This window comes from Streptomyces sp. NBC_00086, assembly GCF_026343255.1.
GTDB lineage: Bacteria > Actinomycetota > Actinomycetes > Streptomycetales > Streptomycetaceae > Streptomyces.
Window position 1 is genome coordinate 6,112,594 of record NZ_JAPELZ010000001.1, and the last position, 22,418, is coordinate 6,135,011.

General features: G+C 72.3%; 23 protein-coding genes and 1 riboswitch. Of the genes, 11 read left to right on the forward strand and 12 right to left on the reverse strand.

The features are described 5' to 3' along the window. Positions 1-134 precede the first annotated feature (134 nt). The gene (locus OG276_RS27710) at positions 135-1,490 is read left to right on the forward strand and encodes a class II 3-deoxy-7-phosphoheptulonate synthase (protein ID WP_266909407.1); all 1,356 of its coding nucleotides are present in this window, start codon (positions 135-137) and stop codon (positions 1,488-1,490) included. A 145-nt stretch (positions 1,491-1,635) separates the two neighbouring features. After that, positions 1,636-1,902 carry a bacterioferritin-associated ferredoxin gene (locus tag OG276_RS27715; RefSeq protein ID WP_266877117.1) on the forward strand — a complete coding sequence of 89 codons (267 nt, stop codon included), beginning with the start codon at positions 1,636-1,638 and terminating at the stop codon, positions 1,900-1,902. A 21-nt stretch (positions 1,903-1,923) separates the two neighbouring features. Here the strand turns inward: OG276_RS27715 and bfr are convergent, their stop codons facing one another. After that, positions 1,924-2,400 (reverse strand): bacterioferritin, encoded by a 477-nt coding sequence (bfr, locus tag OG276_RS27720; protein WP_112446344.1) that lies wholly within the window; start codon positions 2,398-2,400, stop codon positions 1,924-1,926. A gap of 176 nt (positions 2,401-2,576) precedes the next feature. Between bfr and OG276_RS27725 the strand changes: the two genes are divergently transcribed. After that, positions 2,577-3,209 (forward strand): sulfite oxidase-like oxidoreductase, encoded by a 633-nt coding sequence (locus OG276_RS27725; protein WP_266909408.1) that lies wholly within the window; start codon positions 2,577-2,579, stop codon positions 3,207-3,209. A 33-nt stretch (positions 3,210-3,242) separates the two neighbouring features. On the opposite strand, the gene OG276_RS27730 is transcribed toward OG276_RS27725, so the two are convergent. The 6 genes from OG276_RS27730 to thiO form a co-directional block, all read right to left on the reverse strand. Beyond that, positions 3,243-3,761 (reverse strand): DUF4396 domain-containing protein, encoded by a 519-nt coding sequence (locus tag OG276_RS27730; protein ID WP_266909409.1) that lies wholly within the window; start codon positions 3,759-3,761, stop codon positions 3,243-3,245. An 88-nt stretch (positions 3,762-3,849) separates the two neighbouring features. Beyond that, entirely contained in the window at positions 3,850-4,725 is an 876-nt protein-coding gene (locus OG276_RS27735) for a deoxyribonuclease IV (RefSeq protein WP_266909410.1), read from the reverse strand. A gap of 9 nt (positions 4,726-4,734) precedes the next feature. After that, positions 4,735-6,690, reverse strand: a complete 1,956-nt coding sequence (pknB, locus tag OG276_RS27740) for a Stk1 family PASTA domain-containing Ser/Thr kinase (RefSeq protein ID WP_266909411.1) — start codon at positions 6,688-6,690, stop codon at positions 4,735-4,737. A 229-nt stretch (positions 6,691-6,919) separates the two neighbouring features. Continuing rightward, positions 6,920-7,714: a thiazole synthase gene (locus tag OG276_RS27745; protein ID WP_266909412.1), complete on the reverse strand. Its 795-nt coding sequence runs from the start codon at positions 7,712-7,714 to the stop codon at positions 6,920-6,922. Positions 7,715-7,719: 5 nt separating this feature from the next. Next, positions 7,720-7,920, reverse strand: coding sequence for a sulfur carrier protein ThiS (gene thiS, locus OG276_RS27750; RefSeq protein ID WP_266909413.1), 201 nt, complete (start codon positions 7,918-7,920; stop codon positions 7,720-7,722). Continuing rightward, on the reverse strand, positions 7,917-9,140 hold the full coding sequence (thiO, locus tag OG276_RS27755) for a glycine oxidase ThiO (RefSeq protein WP_266909414.1): 1,224 nt from the start codon (positions 9,138-9,140) through the stop codon (positions 7,917-7,919). The genes thiS and thiO overlap by 4 nt, the downstream gene beginning before the upstream one ends. Next, positions 9,138-9,250, reverse strand: a riboswitch (TPP riboswitch). (Overlaps the previous gene by 3 nt.) Positions 9,251-9,386: 136 nt before the next feature. Here thiO and OG276_RS27760 point away from each other — a divergent pair. The 5 genes from OG276_RS27760 (at position 9,387) to OG276_RS27780 (ending at position 14,144) form a co-directional block, all read left to right on the forward strand. Further along, positions 9,387-10,634: an NAD(P)/FAD-dependent oxidoreductase gene (locus OG276_RS27760; protein WP_266909415.1), complete on the forward strand. Its 1,248-nt coding sequence runs from the start codon at positions 9,387-9,389 to the stop codon at positions 10,632-10,634. Between the two features lie 413 nt (positions 10,635-11,047). Then, entirely contained in the window at positions 11,048-11,413 is a 366-nt protein-coding gene (locus OG276_RS27765; protein ID WP_266909416.1) for an Rv2175c family DNA-binding protein, read from the forward strand. Between the two features lie 90 nt (positions 11,414-11,503). Further along, entirely contained in the window at positions 11,504-12,154 is a 651-nt protein-coding gene (gene thiE, locus OG276_RS27770) for a thiamine phosphate synthase (RefSeq protein ID WP_266909417.1), read from the forward strand. 113 nt (positions 12,155-12,267) lie between these two features. Continuing rightward, entirely contained in the window at positions 12,268-13,182 is a 915-nt protein-coding gene (gene metF / locus OG276_RS27775; protein WP_266909418.1) for a methylenetetrahydrofolate reductase [NAD(P)H], read from the forward strand. Positions 13,183-13,232: 50 nt separating this feature from the next. Beyond that, positions 13,233-14,144 (forward strand): hypothetical protein, encoded by a 912-nt coding sequence (locus tag OG276_RS27780; protein ID WP_266909419.1) that lies wholly within the window; start codon positions 13,233-13,235, stop codon positions 14,142-14,144. A 24-nt stretch (positions 14,145-14,168) separates the two neighbouring features. Here OG276_RS27780 and OG276_RS27785 read toward each other — a convergent pair whose 3' ends face one another. The 5 genes from OG276_RS27785 to OG276_RS27805 all read right to left on the reverse strand — a co-directional run bounded on the left by OG276_RS27785 (position 14,169) and on the right by OG276_RS27805 (position 18,354). Continuing rightward, positions 14,169-15,569, reverse strand: a complete 1,401-nt coding sequence (locus OG276_RS27785) for an NAD(P)/FAD-dependent oxidoreductase (protein WP_266909420.1) — start codon at positions 15,567-15,569, stop codon at positions 14,169-14,171. A gap of 81 nt (positions 15,570-15,650) precedes the next feature. Next, the gene (locus OG276_RS27790) at positions 15,651-16,244 is read right to left on the reverse strand and encodes a DUF4126 domain-containing protein (RefSeq protein WP_266909421.1); all 594 of its coding nucleotides are present in this window, start codon (positions 16,242-16,244) and stop codon (positions 15,651-15,653) included. Between the two features lie 95 nt (positions 16,245-16,339). After that, entirely contained in the window at positions 16,340-16,741 is a 402-nt protein-coding gene (locus OG276_RS27795) for a DUF3040 domain-containing protein (protein ID WP_266909422.1), read from the reverse strand. Between the two features lie 285 nt (positions 16,742-17,026). Next, positions 17,027-17,785 (reverse strand): methyltransferase, encoded by a 759-nt coding sequence (locus OG276_RS27800; RefSeq protein ID WP_266909423.1) that lies wholly within the window; start codon positions 17,783-17,785, stop codon positions 17,027-17,029. 71 nt (positions 17,786-17,856) lie between these two features. Further along, positions 17,857-18,354: an SAV_6107 family HEPN domain-containing protein gene (locus tag OG276_RS27805; protein WP_266909424.1), complete on the reverse strand. Its 498-nt coding sequence runs from the start codon at positions 18,352-18,354 to the stop codon at positions 17,857-17,859. 231 nt (positions 18,355-18,585) lie between these two features. Here OG276_RS27805 and OG276_RS27810 point away from each other — a divergent pair, with 231 nt between their 5' ends. Genes OG276_RS27810 through OG276_RS27820 form a run of 3 tightly spaced genes read left to right on the forward strand, consistent with a single transcriptional unit; the run spans position 18,586 to position 22,327 of the window. Beyond that, complete coding sequence (locus OG276_RS27810) at positions 18,586-19,602, forward strand: ATP-binding cassette domain-containing protein (RefSeq protein WP_266909425.1); 1,017 nt, start codon at positions 18,586-18,588, stop codon at positions 19,600-19,602. Next, on the forward strand, positions 19,574-21,658 hold the full coding sequence (locus OG276_RS27815) for a YhgE/Pip family protein (protein ID WP_266909426.1): 2,085 nt from the start codon (positions 19,574-19,576) through the stop codon (positions 21,656-21,658). Before OG276_RS27810 ends, OG276_RS27815 begins: the two co-directional genes overlap by 29 nt. Positions 21,659-21,694: 36 nt before the next feature. Further along, complete coding sequence (locus tag OG276_RS27820; protein ID WP_266909427.1) at positions 21,695-22,327, forward strand: TetR/AcrR family transcriptional regulator; 633 nt, start codon at positions 21,695-21,697, stop codon at positions 22,325-22,327. Positions 22,328-22,418 lie beyond the last annotated feature (91 nt).

The following is a 22,418-nucleotide window of genomic DNA, read 5'->3' on the forward strand; positions in this document are numbered from 1 at the left end:
GCGTACATGCCCTGAACCCTAGCCCACCGGTCCGGCGAGGGCTGGTAAACGGGTCAGTAACACAGGGAGAGACATCCGTCTCACGTAGTGGTCGACGATCGGGACGCGCGGTGTGACGACGTAATGTGTGTGGGGTGACCGTGAACGCAGAAACCCAAGCCCCCGCCTCCAAGGCGACCTGGCGAGACCTTCCCGCGGCGCAGCAGCCTTCGTACCCCGATGCCGAGGCCCTGCGCGCTGTCGTCGCGGACCTCGAGTCGTATCCCCCCCTCGTTTTCGCGGGCGAATGCGACCAGCTGCGCGCCCGCCTGGGAGCCGTCGCCAAGGGCGAGGCGTTCCTGCTGCAGGGTGGCGACTGCGCCGAGGCCTTCGATGCCGTCTCCGCCGACCACATCCGCGCCAAGCTGAAGACGCTGCTCCAGATGAGTGCCGTCCTGACGTACGCGGCCTCCGTGCCGGTCGTCAAGGTCGGCCGCATCGCGGGCCAGTACTCCAAGCCCCGCTCCAAGGACACCGAGACCCGCGACGGCATCACCCTGCCGACGTACCGCGGCGACTCCGTGAACGGCTTCGCCTTCACCGAGGAGTCCCGTGTCCCGGACCCCGAGCGCCTCAAGCGCATGTACCACGCGTCGGCCTCCACGCTGAACCTGGTGCGCGCCTTCACCACCGGCGGTTACGCCGACCTGCGCCAGGTGCACGCCTGGAACCAGGACTTCGTGAAGAACTCCCCGTCCGGGCAGCGCTACGAGCAGCTCGCGCGGGAGATCGACAACGCGCTGAACTTCATGAAGGCCTGCGGCACCGACCCGGCCGAGTTCAAGGCCGTCGAGTTCTACGCCTCCCACGAGGCGCTGCTCCTCGACTACGAGGGAGCCCTCACCCGTACGGACTCCCGCACCGGCCGGCTGTACGACACCTCGGGCCACATGGTCTGGATCGGTGAGCGCACCCGCCAGCTCGACCACGCGCACATCGAGTTCTGCTCGCAGATCGCCAACCCGATCGGCATCAAGCTCGGCCCCACCACCACGGTGGACGAGGCGCTCACCTACATCGACCGCCTCGACCCCGACCGCGAGCCGGGCCGGCTGACCTTCGTCGTCCGCATGGGCGCCGACAAGGTCCGCGACAAGCTCCCCGAGCTCGTCGAGAAGGTCACCGCTTCCGGTGCGACCGTCGCCTGGGTCACCGACCCGATGCACGGCAACACCTTCGAGGCGGCCTCCGGCCACAAGACGCGCCGCTTCGACGACGTGCTCGACGAGGTCAAGGGCTTCTTCGAGGTCCACAAGGGCCTCGGTACGCACCCGGGCGGCATCCACGTCGAGCTCACCGGTGACGACGTCACCGAGTGCGTGGGCGGCGGCGACGAGATCTTCGTCGACGACCTGCACCAGCGCTACGAGACGGCCTGCGACCCGCGCCTGAACCGCAGCCAGTCCCTGGACCTGGCGTTCCTGGTCGCCGAGATGTACCGCGACCAGTAACCACCTCGTGACGATGGGGCGCGGATCCAATGTGATCCGCGCCCCATCGTCGTTCCCGGCTCTTTTAGGGAACCCTAAGTTTGGGTATGGTTAGGTAAGCCTCACCGAATAGGGGATGGCCCGCCGAACCATTCCTGCCAGGGAGGTGAACCGCGTGTACGTCTGCTCTTGTTTCGGGATCACCGACAAGCAGGTCAAGGACCACGCGGCCGCCGGGGCCTGCACCCCCCGCCAGATCGCCTCGGCCACCAAGGCCGGCACCGACTGCGGGTCGTGCGTGCGGACCATCCAGGGCCTCCTCGGCCGCGGGGCCTGCCCGCGCCGTGAACTGCTGGAGAAGGGCGACGCCGCCGCCGTGCTCGCCGCGGACCCGCTGGTACCCGCGGGCGCGGAGCTCGCCGAAGCAGCGTAGGACGCCCCGCAGGGACTGGGACTAGCTCGGCTGCTCGATGAGCTGCGCGATGTAGAGCGCCTCGCCGATGGACTCGATGAGCTCCAGCTGGGTGTCGAGGTAGTCGATGTGGTGCTCCTCGTCCTCCAGGATCTCCTCGAAGAGCCGCGCCGAGGTGACGTCGCCCTTGCCGCGCATGACCTCGATACCGCGCTTGAGGCGGTCGATCGCCTCGACCTCGACCTGCCGGTCGGCCTGGAACATCTCCGTCAGCGTCTGGCCCACGCGGACGTGGAAGAGGCGCTGGTAGTTCGGCAGACCGTCGAGCATGAGGATGCGCTCGGTGATCTTGTCCGCGTGCTTCATCTCATCGATGGACTCTTCGCGGGTGTACTTGGCGAGCTTGGTCCAACCCTTGTTGTCCTGGATCCGGTAGTGGAGCCAGTACTGGTTGATCGCCGTGAGCTCGCCGGTCAGCTGCTCGTTAAGGAATTCAAGGACCTCGGGGTCGCCCTGCATCGCAGAGGCTCCTTCCAAAGCAATGTCACAGCAATGTGACGGGGCAGGTGCGCGCATCCTTGCACCGCCGCCGGAGGCCGTCCAGTAAGTGCCTCCTTAGTGGGAGTTGCCGTGACTTGCCCGAATCCGGGCGAAGCTGGTCATGACCACCCCGCCAAGTCTGTCACCATGGAGACATGGGTCAGCCGGAAAGCCGGGAATCTCCGGGATCAGAGCAACTGGAGCTTCCCCCGGGGCAGCGGTTGCAGCGAGGCTGGCCGGTCACCCACTACGGACCGGTACCCAAGTTCAAGCCCGAGCGCTGGGAGTTCCGCGTCTTCGGCGCTACGGCCGACGGTGAGAAGCGCTGCTGGAACCACGAGGAGTTCGCGGCCCTGCCGTTCGACTCCGTCGAGGCGGACCTGCACTGCGTGACGAAGTTCAGCATGACCGGTGCCGAATGGGGCGGCGTGCTCGCCCGCACGGTCCTCGCCCTCGCTCCGCCGTCCCCGCAGGTCACGCACGTGATGGTGTGGGCCGAGTACGGCTTCAGCTCCAACATGCGCCTCGCGGACTTCGCCTCCGAGCGGACCGTCTTCGCCACCCATCAGGGCGGTGAACTGCTCACCGCGGAGCACGGTTTCCCGCTCCGGCTGGTCGTGCCGCACCTCTACGCGTGGAAGGGCCCCAAGTGGGTCCGCGGCATCGAGTACATGACCGCCGACCGCCGCGGCTTCTGGGAGGAGCGCGGCTACCACAACATCGGCGACCCCTGGCGGGAGCAGCGCTACTCGTACCAGGAGGAGCCGGGGGACGGCCCCGAGCTGTAGCGCCGTAGCGCTGTAGCTCATCGGTTCGGTGGGTCAGTGGTGGTACCGGTGGACCACGGCGTGACCCTTGCCGCGGCCGATCATCCACTTGTTGACCGGCGTCGTGACGACGAAGGCCACCGCGAAGGCGATGGCGAGCGCCGTCCAGAACAGCGCGTCCGACAGCATCGCGTCCATGGCTCCGGGCCAGAGCAGGATCACCCCGTTGTCGATCACTTCCATGACGGCGATCGAAAGGGTGTCCGCCGCCAACGCCACCCGGACGGCCGTACGGAAGTCCAGGCCGGCGGAGCGGATCCCGCGCAGGGTGAGCGCGTAGCCGAAGAAGAACGCGAGGGTGATCGCCAGGATCATCGTCGGGGCGTTCCCCCAGCCGAGCGCGGTGCCGATGACCATGCCGAGCACCTCGCCGATGGCGCACCCGGTGAGGCAGTGGAGCGTGGCCCGCGCCGCGGCGGCCCAGGTGACCTTTCCGCCGCCGGCGCTGTGGCCGTGGTTGTGACCGTGCTCGTGGTGTTCGTGCCCCGCGTGCTGCTCGTGCGCGTGTTCCATGACAACCCCCTGGCGAGGAACGCCGGATAGCGGCTCTGTCGGTCGATATGACAGAACCGTATACCCCCCTGGGGTATTCCTCAACGGGTCAGCCGAGCTCGCGCAGCTCCTTCAGCAGCGCCACGTCCGTCGCGTGCCCTTCCTTGCCACCCGGCGTCTCGGTGATCAGGGGCACGCCCTCCATCGCCGGATGCGTGAACAGTTCCGCGAAGGCGTCCCGGCCGATGTGGCCCTGCCCGATGTTCTCGTGCCGGTCCTTGTGGGCGCCGACGCCCTCCTTGGAGTCGTTGGCGTGCACCAGCTTCAGCCGGCCCTCGCCCACCGTGTCCACCAGCAGGTCCAGGGTCTGCTTCGTCCCGCCCGGCTCCGCCAGATCGTGCCCGGCCGCGAAGATGTGGCAGGTGTCGAGGCAGATCCCGAGCATCGGATGGCGGTCCAGGGCGTCGAAGTACGGGCCGAACTCCTCGGCGGTCGAGCACAGCGAGGAACCCTGCCCGGCCGTGGACTCCAGCAGCAGGAAGGGGTCGTCGTCATGGGTCAGCTCGTCCAGCAGCGGCAGCATGTGCTCCCTGATCTGCGCGTACGCCGCCTCGCGAGGCCGCCCGCCGGTCGCCGAGCCGGTGTGCACGACCACCCCGAGCGCGCCGATCGCCCGGGCCCGGCGCAGCGAGTGCCGCAGCGATTCCACGGACTTCTCGACGGTGGCCTCGGTGTGCGAGCCGAAGTTGATCAGGTACGGCGCGTGGACGTACGCCGGGATCCCTTCCGTCGCGCAGGCCTCGCGGAACAGCTCGTCCTGCGCCGGATTGCCGACCGGGGTGGCCCAGCCGCGCGGATTGGCGACGAAGACCTGGACGGCCTCGGCACCCATCTCGCGGGCGTACGACAGCCCGACCGAGGCGAGCCCGCCCGCGACGGGCACGTGCCCGCCGACTGGATTGCGGCCCGTTGAATTGTTGTTCATGGCGTGCTGTTACAGCCCCTTGGTCCTGATGGTGATCGTGCTGCCCTCGGCGGCGTTCTGGCCCGCGGGGACCGACTGGGAGTCGATGGTGTTGCTGAAGGAGAGGAAGGGCTTGTCGACCTTGACCTTGAAGCCCAGCCCCTCCAGGGTCGCGCGGGCCGCGTCGGCCTCCTGGCCGGTGACGTCCGGGACCGGGATCTGGCGGGGGCCCTTGGACACGGTGAGGGTGACGGTGTCGCCCGCGGCGGCCTGGGTGCCGGCGCCGATCGACTGGTTGGCGACCGTACCGGCGGGGGAGGGGGAGTTGACCTCCTCCGGAGCCGTCTCCACCTTCAGGCCGAGGCCCTCCAGGGTGGAACGGGCCTGGTCCAGGGAGATGCCCGTGACGCGGGGGACCGGCACCGGGCGGCCCTTGCTGACGACCATGGCGACCAGGGTGTCGAGGGCCCGCTTCTGGCCGCCCGTCGGGTCCGTGCTGATCACCGAGCCCTGAGCGATGTCCTGGCTGAAGGCCTGGGTGACGGTGCCCGGCGTCAGGCCGGCCGACTTCAGCTCGGCCTTCGCGGCCTCCAGCGGCTTGCCCTTGAGGTCGGGAACCATGACGACCTCGGGACCGCGCGAGATGGTGAGCGCCACCGCGCCGTTGCCGCGGATGCGCTTGCCGCCGGCGGGGTCCGTGGTCATCACGGTCCCCTTGTCGAAGGCCGCACTGAACTTCCGGTCGACCCGCTTCACCCCGAGCCCGGCCGCCGACAGCTGGGACTTGGCCTCCGCCTCGGTCTTCCCGAGCAGGTTGGGGACCTTCGTGAACTGTCCGGAGCTGATGTACCAGACCCCCGTGCCGAGGCCGAGGCAGAGCAGGACGCCGAGCAAGGCGAGCAGCACGCCCGGACGGCGGATCCGGGAAGCGGTCGACGCCGGGGGCAGGGGCGGGGCCGCGAGCCGGGAAGTGTGGGACACGGGCTCGGCGTGCGACGCGTGTACGGCCTGCGACGCGTGTACGGCCTGCGAGGCGTGCACGGCCTGCGAGGTCACCCGGCGGGGGATCACGCTGGTGCGGTCCTCGGCGGCGGTCCGCTCCGCGGCCCGGGCCTGCGGCGGTACGGCATCCAGCTCGGCGTCGCCGAGCTGGGCGCGGGCGTCCATGGCCAGCCCGAGGAGGGCGGCGGCGTCGTAGGGGCGCAGATCGGGGTTGCGCGCCGTGGCCTGGGCGACGAGCTCGTCCAGCGCGGCGGGCAGCCCGGGGACGGCGGCCGACGGGGGCGGGACGTCCTCGTTGAGGTGCTGGTAGAGCACCTGGGCGGGGTTGGCGCCGGTGTGCGGCTTGGAGCCGGCGAGCATCTCGTAGAAGACGACGCCGCAGGCGTAGACGTCCACGCGGGTGTCGGTGACGCCGTTCTCGATCTGCTCGGGGGCGAGGTAGGAGATGGTGCCGAGGACGGATCCGGTCGTATTGGTCACGGAGTCCACGGACCGGACCAGCCCGAAGTCGGCCACCTTGACCCGGCCGTCGTCGCCGATCAGTACGTTCTCGGGCTTCATGTCCCGGTGCACGAAGCCGGCGCGGTGCGCGGCGCCGAGGGCGGCGAGCACCGGTTCGAGGATGTCGAGGGCCGCGCGGGGCTGGAGCGCGCCGCGCTCGCGGAGCACGTCGCGCAGGGTGCAGCCGGAGACGTACTCCATGGCGAGGTACGTGTACGGGCCGTGCGTGCCCTGGTCGAAGACGGCCACGACGTTGGGGTGCGCCAGGCGGGCCACGGACTTCGCCTCACGGATGAACCGGTCGACGAAGCCGGGGTCGGCAGCGAGGGCCGGGTGCATCACCTTCAGGGCGAGGACGCGGTCCAGGCGGGTGTCGACGGCCCGGTAGACCGTGGCCATGCCGCCGGCCGCGATGCGGGCGTCCACGCGGTAGCGGCCGTCGAGCGTCTGCCCGACGAGGGGGTCATCCAGGGTCGTGTCCACCCGGCGATTCTACGAGGGCCGGGTGGGGCCCCGCCCCGGGCCCGGGCGGTTGCAGCTCACCTGTGACGTGCGGCGCCGTTGCCGGGGGCGCTGCCCCCGGACCCCCGCTCCTCAAACGCCGGAGGGGCCGGATTTTCGCCGGCGTTTGAGGCTCGGGGGTCCGGGGCGGAGCCCCCGGGGAACGGTGGAAGGGCGGGTAGGGGACATTGCCCCGCGCAGCGGTCGCGGCTCAGAACGCCGGGCGTTCCGGGTCGAGGGCGGCGCGGCCCTCCACCGGGGAGGAGGCTTCCGCGAAGCGGCGTTGGGGGATGCGGCCCGCGCGGTGGGCCAGGCGGCCCGCCGACACCGCGTCCCGCATGGCCGCGGCCATCAGGACGGGAAGCTGCGCCCGGGTCACCGCCGAGGCGAGCATGACCGCCGCGCAGCCCAGTTCCATGGCCAGGGCCACGTCCGAGGCCGTTCCGGCCCCCGCGTCCAGGATGACCGGGACCCCGGCCCGCTCGGTGATCAGCTCGAAGTTGTGCGGGTTGCGGATGCCCATGCCGGAGCCGATGGGGGAGCCGAGCGGCATGATCGCCGCGCAGCCCACGTCCTCCAGCTTCCGGGCCAGCACCGGGTCGTCGTTCGTATAGGGGAGGACCGTGAAGCCCTCGTCGACCAGGATCTCCGCCGCGTCGAGCAGCTCGACCCCGTCCGGCAGGAGGGTCCGCTCGTCCGCGACGACCTCCAGCTTGATCCAGCCCGTGCCGAGGGCCTCCCGGGCCAGCCGGGCCGTGAGCACGGCCTCGCCCGCCGTGAAGCAGCCCGCGGTGTTGGGGAGGACCGCGATGCCCAGGCGGTTCAGGACGGAGAGGACCGATCCCTGGACCGTCGGGTCGAGGCGCCGCATCGCGACGGTGGTGAGTTCCGTGCCGGACGCGACCAGCGCCCGTTCCAGGATGTCCAGGCTCGGCGCCCCGCCGGTGCCCATGATCAGGCGCGAGGAGAAGGTCCGGCCGCCCAGGGTGAAGAGGTCGTCCGCCATGCTGCTCAGCCTCCCTGGACCGCGGTGAGGACCTCGACGCGGTCGCCGTCGCTCACGCAGGTGTAGGGCCACTGGCCGCGCGGCACCACGGTCTCGTTGAGGGCGGCCGCGACCCCCTTGGTGGCCTCGGTGAGGGTGGCGACCACCGTGGCGAGCATGGTCCCGTCCGCGATCTCGTGCGGCTCGCCGTTGACGGAGATGGTCATGCGAACGACTCCTGTCGCGTGAGGGTGGGCGTGGACGTGGACAAGGGCGTGGACGTGAGGGCGAAGCGGCGCGGGGTGAAGGGGCGGGCGATCTCCGGCAGTTCGCCGGTGGTCAGCAGGTCCGCCATCACGTCCCCGGTCAGCGGGGTCAGCAGGACCCCGTTGCGGTAGTGCCCGGTGGCCAGGTGCAGCCCCGGGAGTTCGGTAGGACCGAGGAGGGGGGCGTTGTCCGGTGATCCGGGCCGCAGCCCGGCCCGGGTCTCCACCAGGGGGAGTTCGGTGATCCCGGGCACCAGCTCGTGGGCGTCGCGCAGGAGTTCGTAGACCCCGCCCGCGGTGACGGTGGTGTCCCAGCCGAGTTCCTCGCTGGTGGCGCCGAGGACGAGCTCGCCGTTCTCGCGCGGCACCAGGTAGACGTGGCTGCCGCGCACGACGGCCCGTACGGTCCGCGACAGGAACGGCGCGTACGACGGGGGCACCGCGAGCCGCAGCACCTGCCCCTTCACGGGCCGTACGGGGGCCACGGCCTCGGGCGGTACGCCGTCCAGCCGGCCGCTGAGCGAGCCCGCCGCCAGCACCACCTGGTCGGCGCGCAGCTCCGTACCGTCGGCGTCGTCGAGGACCGCGCCGCAGGCCCGGTCGGCGGTGGTCAGCAGCCGCGCCGCCCCCGCGCGGTGCAGGGCGACCCCGGCCCGTTCGCAGGCGGCCAGCAGGGCGGCGGCGAGGCGGCGGGGATCGACCTGGTGGTCGCCGTCCACGCGCAGGCCGCCGCGTACGCCGGGGGCCAGCATCGGTTCCAGGCGGCGGCACTCGCGGCCGGTCAGCCACTCGGACTCCAGGCCGCAGCGGCGCTGGAGGGCGTGCAGTTCGCGCAGGTGCAGCCGGTCGTCGGCGTCGAGGGCGACGGCGAGGGTGCCGCAGGCGCGGTAGCCGATGTCCATGCCGCCGCTGGCTTCGGCGAGCTCGGCGGCGAATTCGGGGTAGCGGGCGGCGGAGGCGAGGTTGAGCCCGAGCAGGGTCTCCTCGCCGTAGTGCAGCTCGGTGACGGCGGCCAGCATGCCGGCCGCGACCTGGGCGGCCCCGCCGCCGGGGGCCGGATCGGCCAGCGCGGTGCGCAGCCCGCGCCGGGCCGCCCGCCAGGCGGTGACCAGGCCGATGATGCCGCCCCCGATGACGAGGACGTCGTGGCCGGGACTCCGGCCCTTCCGATATGAATGCATGGGCGTCCAGCCCCTCCCTTCGCCGGCATGACCCGGATCAGGTTCGTACGGTCGGAGGCCGGCCAGCCTCCCTCTCAGCCCGGTGCGCCCGGACTCCCGCGATAGGTTCGGTGCCAGAGTAACGCCGAGGCCGACGGCCGGTAAGGCTGCCTCCCCGGTGCCGGCCGCCGCCCGGCCGCCGCCCGGTCCCCAGCAGGTTCCCGCCCGCTATTCCTGACGGACCGTCAGTTGATTAGGCTGGGACGCGTGAGCGAGCAGACGCAACAGCAGACGCAGCAGGAGCAAGACACTCGGCGCGGCGTGGTGATCGTCGGCGCGGGGATGGCCGGGGTCCAGACCGCGGTCGCCCTCCGGGAACAGGGCTGGACCGGCCCCGTCACCCTGCTGGGAGCCGAACCCCACCAGCCCTACGACCGGCCCCCGCTGTCCAAGGCGGTGCTCCTCGGCAAGGCCGAGGACTCGGCCTTCGACGTGGACTTCGAGGAGCTCGGCATCGAACTCCGGCTGGGGGTCGAGGTCACCGGACTGCGGGCCGCCGACCGGGAGGTGGACACCGAGGCGGGACCGGTCCCGTACGAGTACCTCGTGCTGGCCACCGGCGCCCTCCCGCTGACCCTGCCCGGCGCGGAGGGCGTCCCCGGGGTGCACCTGCTGCGCACCCTGGACGACGCGGCCCGGCTGCGGCCCGTCCTGGCGGCCGGCTCGGCGGTGGTGGTGGTCGGGGCCGGCTGGATCGGCGCGGAGTTCGCCACCGCCGCCCGCGAGGCGGGCTGCGCGGTGACGGTGGTCGAGGCGGCCGGCCGGGTGCTGGCGGGCGCGCTGCCGGCGGAGGTCGCCGAGCCGATGGGCCGCTGGTACGCCCGGGCGGGCGCCGAGCTGCTGACGGACGCGCGGGTGGCTTCCGTGGAGCCGGGCCGGGTCCTGCTGGCCGACGGGCGGGAGCTGCCGGCCGAGGCGGTGGTGGTGGGCATCGGCGCCCGGCCGGCCACCGGATGGCTGGCCGGATCCGGCGTGGAGCTCGGCCCGGACGGAGCGGTCACCGCCGACGAGTGGCTGCGCACCTCGGTGCCCGGGGTGTACGCCGTGGGGGACTGCGCCTCCTTCCCGTCGGCCCGCTACGGATCCCGGCTGCTGGTGCACCACTGGGACAACGCCCTCCAGGGCCCGCGGGTGGTGGCGGCGGACATCCTGGCCGGAGGTTCGGGGGAGCAGGTCTACGACCCGGTCCCGTACTTCTGGTCGGAGCAGTTCGGTCGCTTCGTGCAGTACGCCGGCCACCACGCCGACGCGGACGCACCGCTGTGGCGCGGCGACCCGGAGGCCGACACCTGGTCGGTGTGCTGGCTGCGGGAAGGCCGGCTGGTCGCGCTCCTCGCGGTGGGCCGCCCGCGCGACCTGGCCCAGGGGCGCCGCCTCATCGAGTCGGGCGCCTTGGTCGACCCGGCGAAGGTCGCGGACCCGGCGACCGCACTGAAGTCGGCGCTCCTGGCCTGACCGCCGGCCCGGTCCCGGCCGAGTCGGGCCCGGCCCCCGCCGGTGCCACCAGCCCCGGCGCGCCCCGCCCCGGTCGGGGCCGGTCGGGGCCGGGCCCCGATCCCGGCCCTGCGGGCGAAGTCCCCTCCCCGCCCTTCGCCCGTTCCCCGGGCTCTGCCCGGACCCGTGCCGGGGCTTCGCCCCGGACCCTCGGACTCCGCCCCCGGGTCCGCGCCGCCGGGCTGCGCCCGGGCCCGTCCCGGGACCGGCCTCGGCCCCGGCCCGGGGTCGGCTCGGGGTCGGCTCGGGTTGAGGGCGGGTCCCGGTTCGGGGTCCTGTTTCCGGCCCTGTTTCCGGCCCCGGCCAAGGGGCCCCCGCCCCGGACGGGGTCGCTCGGGTACCGGCAGTCAGTCCGAGATGGCAGGCTTGTGCTCGTGACCGAGATTGACGCAAAGATCGATGCCCTTGTTCCCGCCTGGCTGTACCTCCCCGACATCGCGGAGATGCTCGACATCGAAGTGACCAAGGTTCGCCAGCTGGTCAAGGAAGGGCAGCTGCTCGCGGTGCGCCGCGGCGAGAACCGCTCCCTCCAGGTCCCCGCGGCCTTCATCGACGGAGACAAGATCGTCAAGGGGCTGGTCGGCCTGCTGACCGTGCTCCGCGACGACCGCTTCACCGACGCGGAGATCCTGGAGTGGCTCTTCACCGCCGACGAGACCCTGCCCGGCACCCCCGTGCAGGCGCTGAGGGAGAATCGCGGCACGGAGGTGAAGCGCCGCGCTCAGGCGCTCGCCATCTGACCTGACTCCGCTTCGTACGCGGTGTGCGGGCCCCCGGCCGGGGGCCCGCACACCGCGTACGTACGTACGACACACCACCCGGGGGTACCCATGTCCGCCATCGCCGCCCAGCTGTCCGATGCCCGGCTCTACCTGTGCACGGATGCCCGCAAGCGGCAGGGCGACCTCCCCGCGTTCCTGGACGCCGTCCTCGCCGGAGGGGTGGACATCGTCCAGCTCCGCGACAAGGGCATGGAGGCGGGAGAGGAACTGGAGCACCTCCAGGTCTTCGCCGAAGCGGCCCGCCGGCACGGCAAGCTGCTCGCCGTGAACGACCGGGCCGACGTCGCGCACGCCATCGGCTCGGACGTGCTCCACCTCGGGCAGGGCGACATCCCGGTGCCCGCCGCCCGCGCCATCCTGGGCCGGGAGGTCCTCGTCGGACGCTCCTGCCACTCGGAGGATGAGGTCGACGCGGCCGTCGCCGAGCCCGGCGTGGACTACTTCTGCACCGGCCCCTGCTGGCCGACCCCCACCAAGCCCGGCCGGTTCGCCCCCGGACTCGGCCTCGTCCGGCACGCGGCCTCCCTCGCCCAGGACCGGCCGTGGTTCGCCATCGGCGGGATCGACGCGGGGAACCTGGACGAAGTGCTGGACGCCGGCGCCTCCCGCGTCGTGGTCGTACGGGCCCTCACTGAGGCCTCCGACCCCGGCGCCGCCGCCGCTGACCTCGCCAAGCGGGTCCGCGCCCGGCTCGGCTAGCCGGTCCGGAACGGCCCCGGCCGACCGCACCGCCCCAGACCCGGCGTCTCATTTCCGCGTCCAATCCGTGGACAACGCTTCGATGGACACCGGACCGCGTCTAACCTCCCGGTATGGCCCTTGGTACCTCTTCCACCTGGTCGGACCGTGCACACACGGTCCGCGACCTCATCGCGTCCGGGCGCTCGTACTCCTTCGAGTTCTGGGCTCCCAAGACGGAGAAGGGCGAGCGCAACCTCTGGAACGCGCTGCGCCGGGTCGAGGCGGTAGCCCCGAGCTTCGTCTCCGTCACCTACGGGGCCGGCGGCTCCACCCGTGGCGGCACCGTCCGGGCCACCGAGCAGATCGCCGCGGACACCACCCTGACCCCGGTCGCGCACCTCACCGCCGTCGACCACTCGATCGCCGAGCTGCGCAACGTCATCGGGCAGTTCGCCGACGCGGGCATCCGCAACATGCTCGTCGTGCGCGGAGACCCGCCGGGCAACCCCATGGGCGAGTGGGTGCCGCACCCCGAGGGCGTGCACTACGCGGCCGACCTGGTCCGGCTGGTCAAGGAGTCCGGCGACTTCTGCGTCGGCGTCGCGGCCTTCCCCGAGATGCACCCGCGCTCCACGGACTGGGACACGGACATCCGGCACTTCGTGGACAAGTGCCGCGCGGGCGCCGACTATGCGATCACTCAAATGTTCTTCGATCCGGATCACTATCTCCGGATGCGCGACAGCGTCGAGAAGGCGGGCTGCGACACCCCGATCATCCCCGAGGTCATGCCTGTTGTGAACATCAAGCAGCTCGACCGGCTCCCGCAACTCAGCAACGCAATCTTCCCCGCGGCCGTGAAAGAGCGCATGCTCGCGGTCAAGGACGACGCGGCCGCTGTACGCTCCATTGGCATCGAGTTCGCCACGGAGTTCTGCGCGCGGCTGCTGTCCGAGGGTGTCCCGGGGCTGCACTTCATCACGCTGAACAATTCCACGGCGACGCTGGAGATCTACGAGAACTTGGGCCTGCACCAGCGGGCCTGACCGGCCGGCCCCGTTCCCCGCGCGGGCGGCCGCACCGAGAGGGGCCCCGCATGGGAATGACGGTCCTCTACATCGCGTTCGGTTTCGTCGCGCTGTGGCTGCTTGCCGAGGTCCTGATGCAGTACAAGGCCCGGCTGCGCTGGCGCCTGCTCGCCTTCGCCGGGTTCGTCGGCGTGGTCGCCGGTGTCGTGCTGCCGTCCGTGCTCGTCATCGGGGCCGGCGCCGTCGCGTTCGCGGTGGGCCAGACGCTGGTGACCCTCTCCTTCCGCAAGGGCTTCGTGTCCGGCTGGGCGCTGCGCAGGGGCAAGGCCGCCCCCGAGCCCGAGCTGGCGCAGAGCCGGCGCCGCCGGTCCGGCGGCGCACCGCGCCCGGAGCCGGCCCTGGAGGTGACGGCCCTGGAGTACGGGCCCGACTCAGCCGGGGACGAGGACTCCGACGAGGAGTCCGGCGTGTTCACCGCGGGGCCCGTCCGCGAACAGGTCCAGGGGTACTACCCCGCGCAGCCGGCCGCCGGCGCGGCCGCTCCGTACGGAGCCCCCGGCGAGAGCGCCGCCTTCGCCGCCCCGTTCAGCGCGCCCGAGCAGGACGCCCACCAGTACGCGGCGTACTACGACCCGCAGACCCAGGGCGGCTACGACTACACCACCGGCTATCCGGCCCCCGGCGAGCAGCAGGTCTACGCCGCCTACTCGGACCCGTACATCGGCACCGGCGGAGCCGTCGCCCCCCAGCAGCCCTACGGCTACCCGGCCCCGTACGGCGGCTACGCCCCGGACCCCTACGCCCCGGACCCGTACGCGACCGGGCAGCAGGAGCAGTACTCCATGGACACCCCGCCCGGCGGCGTCTGGGTCCCGCAGCAGCGCGACGCGAACCAGCCCTACCCGGCGGAGGAGCCGCAGCAGCAGCCGTACCCGTATCCGTACCAGGGCACCGGCGAGTACGAGCAGTACCGGTACTAGCCCGCCTGCGCCTCCACCTCCGGCCTACCGTGAGCCGCGGAAGTCCGCGCCCTCCACGATCAGCCCGGCCACCAGGGCCCCCGTCATCCCGGCGTGCGCCAGTCCGCCGCCCGGGTGCGCCCAGCCGCCGGCCAGGTAGAGACCGGGGACGCCGGTGGCGTTCGCGGGGTGCAGCATCCGGCCCCCGGCGCCGGCCAGCGACGGCGCGGGCACCCGGCCGTCCACCGAGCCCGTGGCCGAGTGGACATCGGCCGGGGTGCGCAGCTCGTGCCACAGCAGCCGCTCCCGCAGCCCGGGGACGACGCGGGCGGCCGCCGTCAGCAGGTCCTCGGCGGACGGAGCGGCCGCAGCTCCCGCCGTCACCACGGCGTGCACGGTGACCGCCTCGTGCTCGGCGTCCGGCCGGGTGGCGGGGTCGTCGGGGCGCAGCACGGTGACGGGGCCGACCAGCGTGCGGTGTGCGGCCCCGTCCTCGCGGGCTCCGCGCAGCGCGGCGAACAGCGTGTACCACTGCGCGGGTTCCGTAGGGGCGGGCGCGGCGTCCAGGGCGGCCGGCATCTTCACCGGCCGGGGGTCGGCCGCGCAGACCACGTGGTCGGCCGCCACCTCGGCGCCGTCGGCCAGGCGCAGCCCGGCCGCCCGGCCGTCCCGCACGAGGACCTCCCGCACCGCCGCGCCGAACTCGAAGGCGACCTTCCGCTCCAGGCAACGCTCGTACACGGCGGTGGCCAGCTCCCGGATCCCGCCGCGCACGTACCAGCTGCCGAAGGTCTGCTCCATGTAGGGCAGCACCGCCGCCGAGGCGGGCGCCGTCGCCGGATCGAGCCCGTACGCCCGGACGCGCGCGGTGAGCAACGCGTCGAAGCCGTCGCCGCCGAGCTCGCGGGAGGCGACCTCGGCCAGGGTCGGCGGCCGGCGGCGCAGCAGTCCGCTCCCGCGCAGCGCGGGGTACGGATCGCGGCCCAGCGCGGAGCGGTCCGGGCGCAGCGGCTCCTCCAGGAGCGGCCGGCGGGTGGCGTCCCAGGCGTCCCGGGCGCGGCCCAGGACCGCGCTCCAGCGGTCCCCGGAGCCGGGCCCGAAGGCCGCGTCGACGGCTGCGGCGGCGCCGCCGTGCGAGCCGCCGGGGAAGGTGAGGGTACGGCCGTCCGGGAGCACGTAGCGGACGGCGGGGTCGATCTGGACCAGCTCCGCGCACTCCTCCAGGGGGCGCTTGCCGGTCTTGACGAACAGATCGCGGTAGACGGCGGGCAGGTGCACCAGCCCGGGGCCGGTGTCGAAGACGAAGCCGTCACGGGCGTACCGGCCGACGGCTCCGCCGTAGGTCTCCCCGCGCTCGTACACCGTCACCTGATGTCCGGCCACGGCCAGCCGTGCCGCCGTCGCCATCGCGCCCATCCCGGCGCCGATCACCGCAATTCGTGCCATGCCGCTGAGCCTATCGAGCGACCCGGGCGACCTGAGGGGCGGCCTTTCGGATCAGGCCGGGCCTGATCCGAAAGGCCGCCCCTAGGCGGCGAGTCTCTTCTCCTCGCGGCGCTGGGCCCGGCGGCGCAGGAAGCGGCGGATCTTGGCCCAGAGGTAGATCAGCAGGGCGAGCCCGATGATCAGCAGGACGGCGCAGATGATCGCGGCGGCCTCCGGATTGAACATCGCGAAGGTGACGATGCCGCCCACGCCGAGGTCCTCGGCGGTGCTCATGGCGACGTTGCTGAACGGCTCGGGCGAGGTGTTGATCGCCATGCGCGTGCCGGCCTTGACGAAATGGCTGGCCAGAGCGGTGGAGCCGCCGACCGCGCCGGCGGTGATGTCGGAGAGCGAGCCGCTCTGCCCGGCCAGCAGCGCGCCGACCACCGCTCCGGACACCGGGCGGATCACCGTGTGGACGGTGTCCCAGAGGGAGTCCACGTACGGGATCTTGTCGGCGACGGCCTCGCACAGGAAGAGGGTTCCCGCCACGATCAGCACGTCGGTCCGTTGCAGGGACGCGGGGACCTCGTCGGTCAGGCCGGTCCTGCCGAAGATGCCGAGCAGCAGGACCACGGCGTAGGCGTTGATCCCACTGGCCCAGCCGCTGGTGAAGACCAGGGGGAGCACACTCATCTGATCATCATGTCCCAGAAGCCGTGATCCGGCACAGCAGTGAGGGGACGGCCGCCTTCCGGCGGCCGTCCCCTCACCCGAGTCTGTCGTGGGGCCTACTGCCCCTGTTCGTCACGGCGGCGCTGCCACCGTTCCTCGATCCGGGTCATCATCGACCGACGCTGCCGGTTCTGCCCTTGGGGCGAACCGCCTGCACTACCGGAGGCGGGCTGCTCACCAGGCTTGGGTGCCTTGCGCCAACCGGTGACCACGAGCACCGTACAGCCCAGCATGACGAGGAATCCCACCACGCTGATCCACAGTACGTTCGGCACGATCACACCGGTCATGAGGAGCGCGATACCCACCACAATGCCTGCGACTGCCTGGTAGACCCGTCGCCGGGTGTACGTGCGCAGTCCGCTTCCCTCAAGCGCTGTAGCGAATTTGGGATCTTCGGCGTACAGCGCTCGCTCCATCTGCTCGAGCATTCGCTGCTCGTGCTCCGAGAGCGGCACGGGAGTCCTCCTCATCCGTCGGTCGCGGGGGGTAGCGACCAGGGGTCCCCTTCAGGATAGGCGGGGAATCGCCCCCGTGATACCCGCCCTCTACGCCACGTTCTAAAAAAACACTGCCCGTAAAAAGTACCGCTTGGGGAATGCTCAGCGCCGTCTTGAACGGCCCACTGAGGGCGTTATTCCCCAGAGGTCCGCTCGGCATGCCGGTCGCTGACCCCGATCATACGGGTCACGACGCCGGTTCGGAGGGTGAGTGGCGCACCGCGTTCCCCTCTGCTCCGCAGATCAGGCGGGCTTCTCGCCGAGCACGTGCAGCTGCGTGGCGACCGCGTGGAAGGCGGGGAGCTCGGCGGCGGCCTCTTCCAGGCGCATCAGGGCTTCGACGGCGCCCGGCTCGGTGTCGACCAGAACGCCCGGGACGAGGTCGGCGAAGATCCGGACCCCGTGCACCGCGCCCACGGCCAGACCGGCCTCGGAAACCAGGGCCGAAAGCTGCTCGGCGGTGAAGCGGCGCGGTACGGGATCGCCCGAGCCCCAGCGGCCGGCCGGGTCGGTCAGGGCCGTACGGGCCTCCGTGAAGTGCCCGGCCAGGGCGCGGGCCAGAACGGCCCCGCCGAGTCCGGCGCCGAGCAGGCTGAGGATGCCGCCGGGGCGCAGGGCGGCCACGGCGTTGGCCACGCCCTCGGCCGGGTCGTCCACGTACTCCAGCACGCCGTGGCAGACGACCACGTCGTAGGAATCGCGCTCGACGACATCGAGCAGACCCTGGGCATCGCCCTGCACCCCGCGGACCAGATCGGCCACGCCGGCTTCGGCGACCCGGCGCTCCAGCCCGAACAGCGCGTTGGGGCTCGGGTCGACCACGGTGACCCGGTGGCCGAGGTGGGCCACCGGCACGGCGAACTTGCCGGTACCACCACCCGTGTCGAGCACGTCCAGCACGTCCCGCCCGGTCGCCTTCACCCGGCGGTCGAGCGCCTCCTTGAGGACCTCCCACACCACGGCGGTGCGGAGGGAGGCGCGGGGGCGGGAAGTGTCCGACACGGCTGATGGCTCCTCGGGCGCATTGGGTGAGCGGTCTCTGCCCACCCTATGGCCTCGGGCTGCCGGGCAGGTCATCCCGCGTCCGGACGCTCCGCCCGAGGCGGCGGCAGGCTCTGGGTCGGGCCGGCCTGCGCCGGCGGGCGGAGCGCGAGCATCCGCTCCACCAGGCGCAGGAACATCGCGACGGCACGCACCAGATCGTCCGCGTCCCGGCCGGTGGCCGCGCCCACTATGCCGGCCTCCGCCCGCGCCCGGCGGGCCGCGCCGGAGGCGAAGAGCGCGCTCCACTCGGTCAGTTCGGGCGCTATCTCCGGGAGCACCTCCCACGCGCTGCGGATCCGAGGCCTGCGCCGCGGGTGCACCGGCTCGGGCCGCCCGCGCGCGGCGAGCACGGCCGCCGCGGTGCGCAGCGCGGCGAGATGGGCGGTGGCGTACCGCTCGTGAGGCCGGGTCAGCCGGGCGGCTTCGGCCAGGCCCTCGTGGGCCTTGGCGAGCAGGTCGAGGGCGGCGGGGGGTGCCGCCGACTTCCGGGGGACGGGGTGGACAGGGGACGGGGACGGTGTGGCCATGACGAACCTCCTGTCGTCGCGTGCGCTTCGCACTGCCTGGTGGAGCTCCTACGGGTCGAGCTGTTCTTGTGTGTCCCCATCGTGACGGCACCCACTGACAATCGCGCTGACCTGCGGTTTCGCCCCCGGTCCCGAGATAGCGGGCGGGCAACTGCCGCCCTCTGCGCAGCGGATGCGGCCAGGGATGCTAGTTTTTGAACTGACTGGTCAGTTCAAAAGAGGGGGGAAGGCGTGGACAGCCCGCACGGCGCGGCCGTCAAAGCCGAGGACTTCGGAGTCAAGGGCCCGCGCGGCTGGGTGTTCCGGGGCGTCGGGATCGACGCGGCGCCCGGCTCGCTCATCGCGGTCGAAGGCCCCTCCGGCAGCGGGCGGACCTGCCTGCTCCTCGCCCTCACCGGCCGCATGAAGCCCACCGAAGGCCACGCCGAGATCGGCCGCCACCGGCTGCCGAAGAAGATGGCCGCGGTCCGCCGCATCACCGCCCTCGGCCCGGTACCCGGGGTCAACGACCTCGACCAGGCCCTCACCGTCGCCGAGCAACTGCGCGAGGGAGCCCTCCTCCAGCGCCGCTACGACGGCCCCGTCCGGGCCCTGCTCCGCCCGCGCGAGGAGCGCCGCGCCTCCACCGCGGCCCGGATCGACGCCGCGCTGGCCGCCGCCGGACTGGACGTGGAGGCCCTGCCGAAGGGTCCGCGCACCTCCGTACGGGACCTGGAACGACTGGAATCCGTACGGCTGTCGGTGGCCATCGCGCTGCTCGGCTCGCCGCGCCTGCTGGCCCTGGACGACCTGGACCTCAAGCTCTCGGACGCCGAGCGCGCCGAGGCCTGGGACCTGCTGCGCTCCCTCACCGCCCGCGGGACCACCGTCCTCGCGGTGTGCAGCGAGGCCCCGGCCGACGCGACGGTCCTGCGCACCGGCCCGGCGGCGGAACCCGCCGAGGCCACGGCTGCCGAGCCGGCCGCGGAGCCCTGTGCCGACCCGGCCGCGGTATCCGCCGCCGTGCCCCGGCCCACGGACTCCAAGGTCACCTGGGGCGTCCGGGCCACCGGCCCGCAGGACTCCGATTCCGATTCCGACCCGGCCGATTCCGACCCGGCCGATTCCGAGTCGGCCGACCCCGACTCGGCCGACGCAGCCGAGGGTACCGCCGACACCGGCGCCGCCGCCGACACCGCGGACGCCGCCCACGACCCGCACGACACGAAGGGGGACGACGATGCGCTCGCCGAAGCTGGCCGCGCTTGAGCTGAAGCGGTTCGGGCGGGGGAAGCTGCCCCGGGCCGCCCTCGTCGCACTGCTCCTGCTGCCGCTGCTCTACGGAGCCCTCTACCTCTGGTCCTTCTGGGACCCGTACAGCCGCCTCGACAAGGTGCCGGTCGCCCTCGTCAACTCCGACCGGGGCGCCACCGTCGACGGCAAGCAGATCGACGCCGGCGGCGAGATCACCCGCAAGCTGCACGACAGCAAGACCTTCGACTGGCGCGAGGTGAGCGCCGAGGAGGCGGCCGAGGGGCTGGAGAACGGCACGTACTACCTCTCCCTCACCATGCCCGCCGACTTCAGCGCGAAGATCGCCTCCAGCTCCGGTGAGGACCCCGCCACCGGAGCCCTCCAGGTCCGCACCAACGACGCGAACAACTACATCGTCGGCTCGATCTCGCGCACCGTCTTCTCCGAGGTCCGCTCGGCGGCGTCCACCAACGCCTCCCGCGGCTTCCTCGACAAGATCTTCGTGAACTTCTCCGACCTCCACGGCAAGACCGCCGAGGCCGCCGACGGAGCCGACAAGCTCACGGACGGGGCGGGCAAGGCGCAGAAGGGCGCCAAGGACCTCGCCGACGGCCTGGACACGGCGAAGGAGAAGAACGGCGAGCTGACCGGCGGACTGAAGAAGCTGAACGAGGCCGCAGGACAGCTGGAAACGGGCGCGAAGGGCGTCGCGGCCGGCACCCAGACGCTCGCCGAAAAGGTCGGCGGCGCCGCCGACAAGGCCCGCCCCTTCCTCAAGGACCCCAAGAGCCTCGCGGACAGCGCCGAACTCGTCGCCGACACCGCCCAGGTCGTCAGCAAGCACCTCGAAGCCTTCGCCAAGGCGGCCCCGGCGGCCGCCACCGTCACCCAGCGCGTCTCCACCGGCGCCGCCGACGTCTACGCGAAGACCTGCACCACCGGCGCCCAGCCGCTCCCCGACACCTGCCCGCAGCTGAAGAAGCTCAAGGACGACGCCGCCGAGGCCGCCGAACTCGCCGGTGACGTCGACACCCTCATCAAGAACGCGAACGGCGACCTCGCCACCCTCCACAAGCAGCTCGCCGACCTGGAGCGCGAAGCCCGCCTCCTCGTCACGAGGGCCCCCGGGCTCTCCGCGGACCTGGAAGCGGCGGTCACCCAGGTGAACGCCCTCAACGACGGCGCCCACAAGGTCTCCGACGGCATGGTCCGGCTGCACACCGGCATCGGCTCCGCCACCGAGGGCTCCGGCGCACTCGGCGCGGGCGTCGGCAAGCTCGGCGCCGGCGCGCACGACCTCGACGGAGGCCTGGTCAAGCTCGTCGACGGCAACGGCGAACTCGCCGGCGGCCTGCACGACGGCGCGGGCAAGATCCCGGCCTACGACCAGCAGCAGCGCGACGCCCGCACCGAGGTCATGGCCGACCCGGTACGGCTCGCCAACCAGTCCCTGCACAAGGCGCCCAACTACGGCACCGGCTTCGCCCCGTACTTCATCCCGCTCTCCCTCTGGGTCGGCGCGATGGTCGCCTACATGCTGATCGCCCCCCTGAACCGGCGGGCCCTCGCCGCCGGAGCCTCGCCCTGGCGGATCGCCCTCGCGGGCTGGCTGCCCGTGGTCGGGATCGGCGCCGCGCAGGTGGGCGCACTGATGTCCGTACTGCACTGGGGACTCGGCCTGCAGATGGCCCGGCCGGCGCTCACCGTGGCCTTCCTGATGCTGGTCACCGCCTGCTTCGCCGCGATCGTCCAGTGGCTCAACGCCAAGTTCGGCGCGGCCGGCCGGATCCTGGTCCTGGCCGTCCTGATGCTCCAGCTGACCTCGGCGGGCGGCACCTACCCCGTCCAGACCAGCCCCGGCTTCTTCAACGCCATCCACCCCTACCTGCCGATGTCGTACGTGGTCGAGAGCCTGCGCCGGCTCATCACCGGCGGCGACCTCGCCCCGGTCTGGCAGGGCTGCGCGGTCCTCACCGCCTTCACGGTCGGTGCCCTCGCCCTCACCGCCCTCGCCGCCCGCGGCAAGCAGGTGTGGACGATGGACCGGCTGCACCCGGAACTGAGCCTGTAGCCCGATGGGACAGGTTGACCTGTGAGAATCAGCGCCATGGAAAGCAGCAGCACCGGTACGGCCGGGGGCGGCGGCCGCCGCCAGGCCACACGGCAGAAGCTCTACGAAGCGGCCGTCACCCTCATAGCGGAGCAGGGTTTCTCCGCGACCACGGTCGACGAGATCGCCGAGCGGGCGGGGGTGGCGAAGGGCACCGTCTACTACAACTTCGCCAGCAAGAACGACCTCTTCGAGGAGCTGCTGCGGCACGGCGTCGGACTCCTGACCGAGTCCCTGCGGACGGCGGCGGAAACGACCGAGGCCAGGGGCGGGACCCGGGTCGAGGCACTCGACGAGATGATCCGGGCCGGACTGGTCTTCATCGACCGGTACCCCGCCTTCACCCAGCTCTACGTCGCCGAGCTGTGGCGCACCAACCGGACCTGGCAGTCCACCCTGATGGTCGTCCGGCGCGAGGCCGTCGCCGTCGTCGAGACGGTGCTCCGCGAGGGCGTGGAGCGCGGTGAGCTCAGCGCGGAGATCGACGTGCCGCTGACGGCCGCGGCGATGGTGGGGATGGTCCTGGTGGCGGCTCTGGACTGGCAGTCCTTTCAGAGCGAGCGGTCGCTGGACGACGTGCACTCGGCGCTGTCGCTGCTGCTGCGGGGCCGGGTGAGCGGGAACCGCTAGTCCGGTTCCACCGGTGGGTGACCCCCGATCGGCGGTGCCGCGGGGGTGGTGGGGCCGCGTAGAACTGGTGGGGCGGGTGAGTATCCGTACC

What these genes read in the sequence shown, in the direction of transcription:
- bfr (WP_112446344.1), bottom strand. Translation starts at nt 2,400, where the DNA reads ATGCAGGGCGACCCCGAGGTCCTTGAATTCCTTAACGAGCAGCTGACC.
- OG276_RS27725 (WP_266909408.1), top strand. Translation starts at nt 2,577, where the DNA reads ATGGGTCAGCCGGAAAGCCGGGAATCTCCGGGATCAGAGCAACTGGAG.
- OG276_RS27730 (WP_266909409.1), bottom strand. Translation starts at nt 3,761, where the DNA reads ATGGAACACGCGCACGAGCAGCACGCGGGGCACGAACACCACGAGCAC.
- OG276_RS27735 (WP_266909410.1), bottom strand. Translation starts at nt 4,725, where the DNA reads ATGAACAACAATTCAACGGGCCGCAATCCAGTCGGCGGGCACGTGCCC.
- OG276_RS27745 (WP_266909412.1), bottom strand. Translation starts at nt 7,714, where the DNA reads ATGGCGGACGACCTCTTCACCCTGGGCGGCCGGACCTTCTCCTCGCGC.
- thiS (WP_266909413.1), bottom strand. Translation starts at nt 7,920, where the DNA reads ATGACCATCTCCGTCAACGGCGAGCCGCACGAGATCGCGGACGGGACC.
- thiO (WP_266909414.1), bottom strand. Translation starts at nt 9,140, where the DNA reads ATGCATTCATATCGGAAGGGCCGGAGTCCCGGCCACGACGTCCTCGTC.
- thiE (WP_266909417.1), top strand. Translation starts at nt 11,504, where the DNA reads ATGTCCGCCATCGCCGCCCAGCTGTCCGATGCCCGGCTCTACCTGTGC.
- metF (WP_266909418.1), top strand. Translation starts at nt 12,268, where the DNA reads ATGGCCCTTGGTACCTCTTCCACCTGGTCGGACCGTGCACACACGGTC.
- OG276_RS27780 (WP_266909419.1), top strand. Translation starts at nt 13,233, where the DNA reads ATGGGAATGACGGTCCTCTACATCGCGTTCGGTTTCGTCGCGCTGTGG.
- OG276_RS27785 (WP_266909420.1), bottom strand. Translation starts at nt 15,569, where the DNA reads ATGGCACGAATTGCGGTGATCGGCGCCGGGATGGGCGCGATGGCGACG.
- OG276_RS27790 (WP_266909421.1), bottom strand. Translation starts at nt 16,244, where the DNA reads ATGAGTGTGCTCCCCCTGGTCTTCACCAGCGGCTGGGCCAGTGGGATC.
- OG276_RS27805 (WP_266909424.1), bottom strand. Translation starts at nt 18,354, where the DNA reads ATGGCCACACCGTCCCCGTCCCCTGTCCACCCCGTCCCCCGGAAGTCG.
- OG276_RS27815 (WP_266909426.1), top strand. Translation starts at nt 19,574, where the DNA reads ATGCGCTCGCCGAAGCTGGCCGCGCTTGAGCTGAAGCGGTTCGGGCGG.
- OG276_RS27820 (WP_266909427.1), top strand. Translation starts at nt 21,695, where the DNA reads ATGGAAAGCAGCAGCACCGGTACGGCCGGGGGCGGCGGCCGCCGCCAG.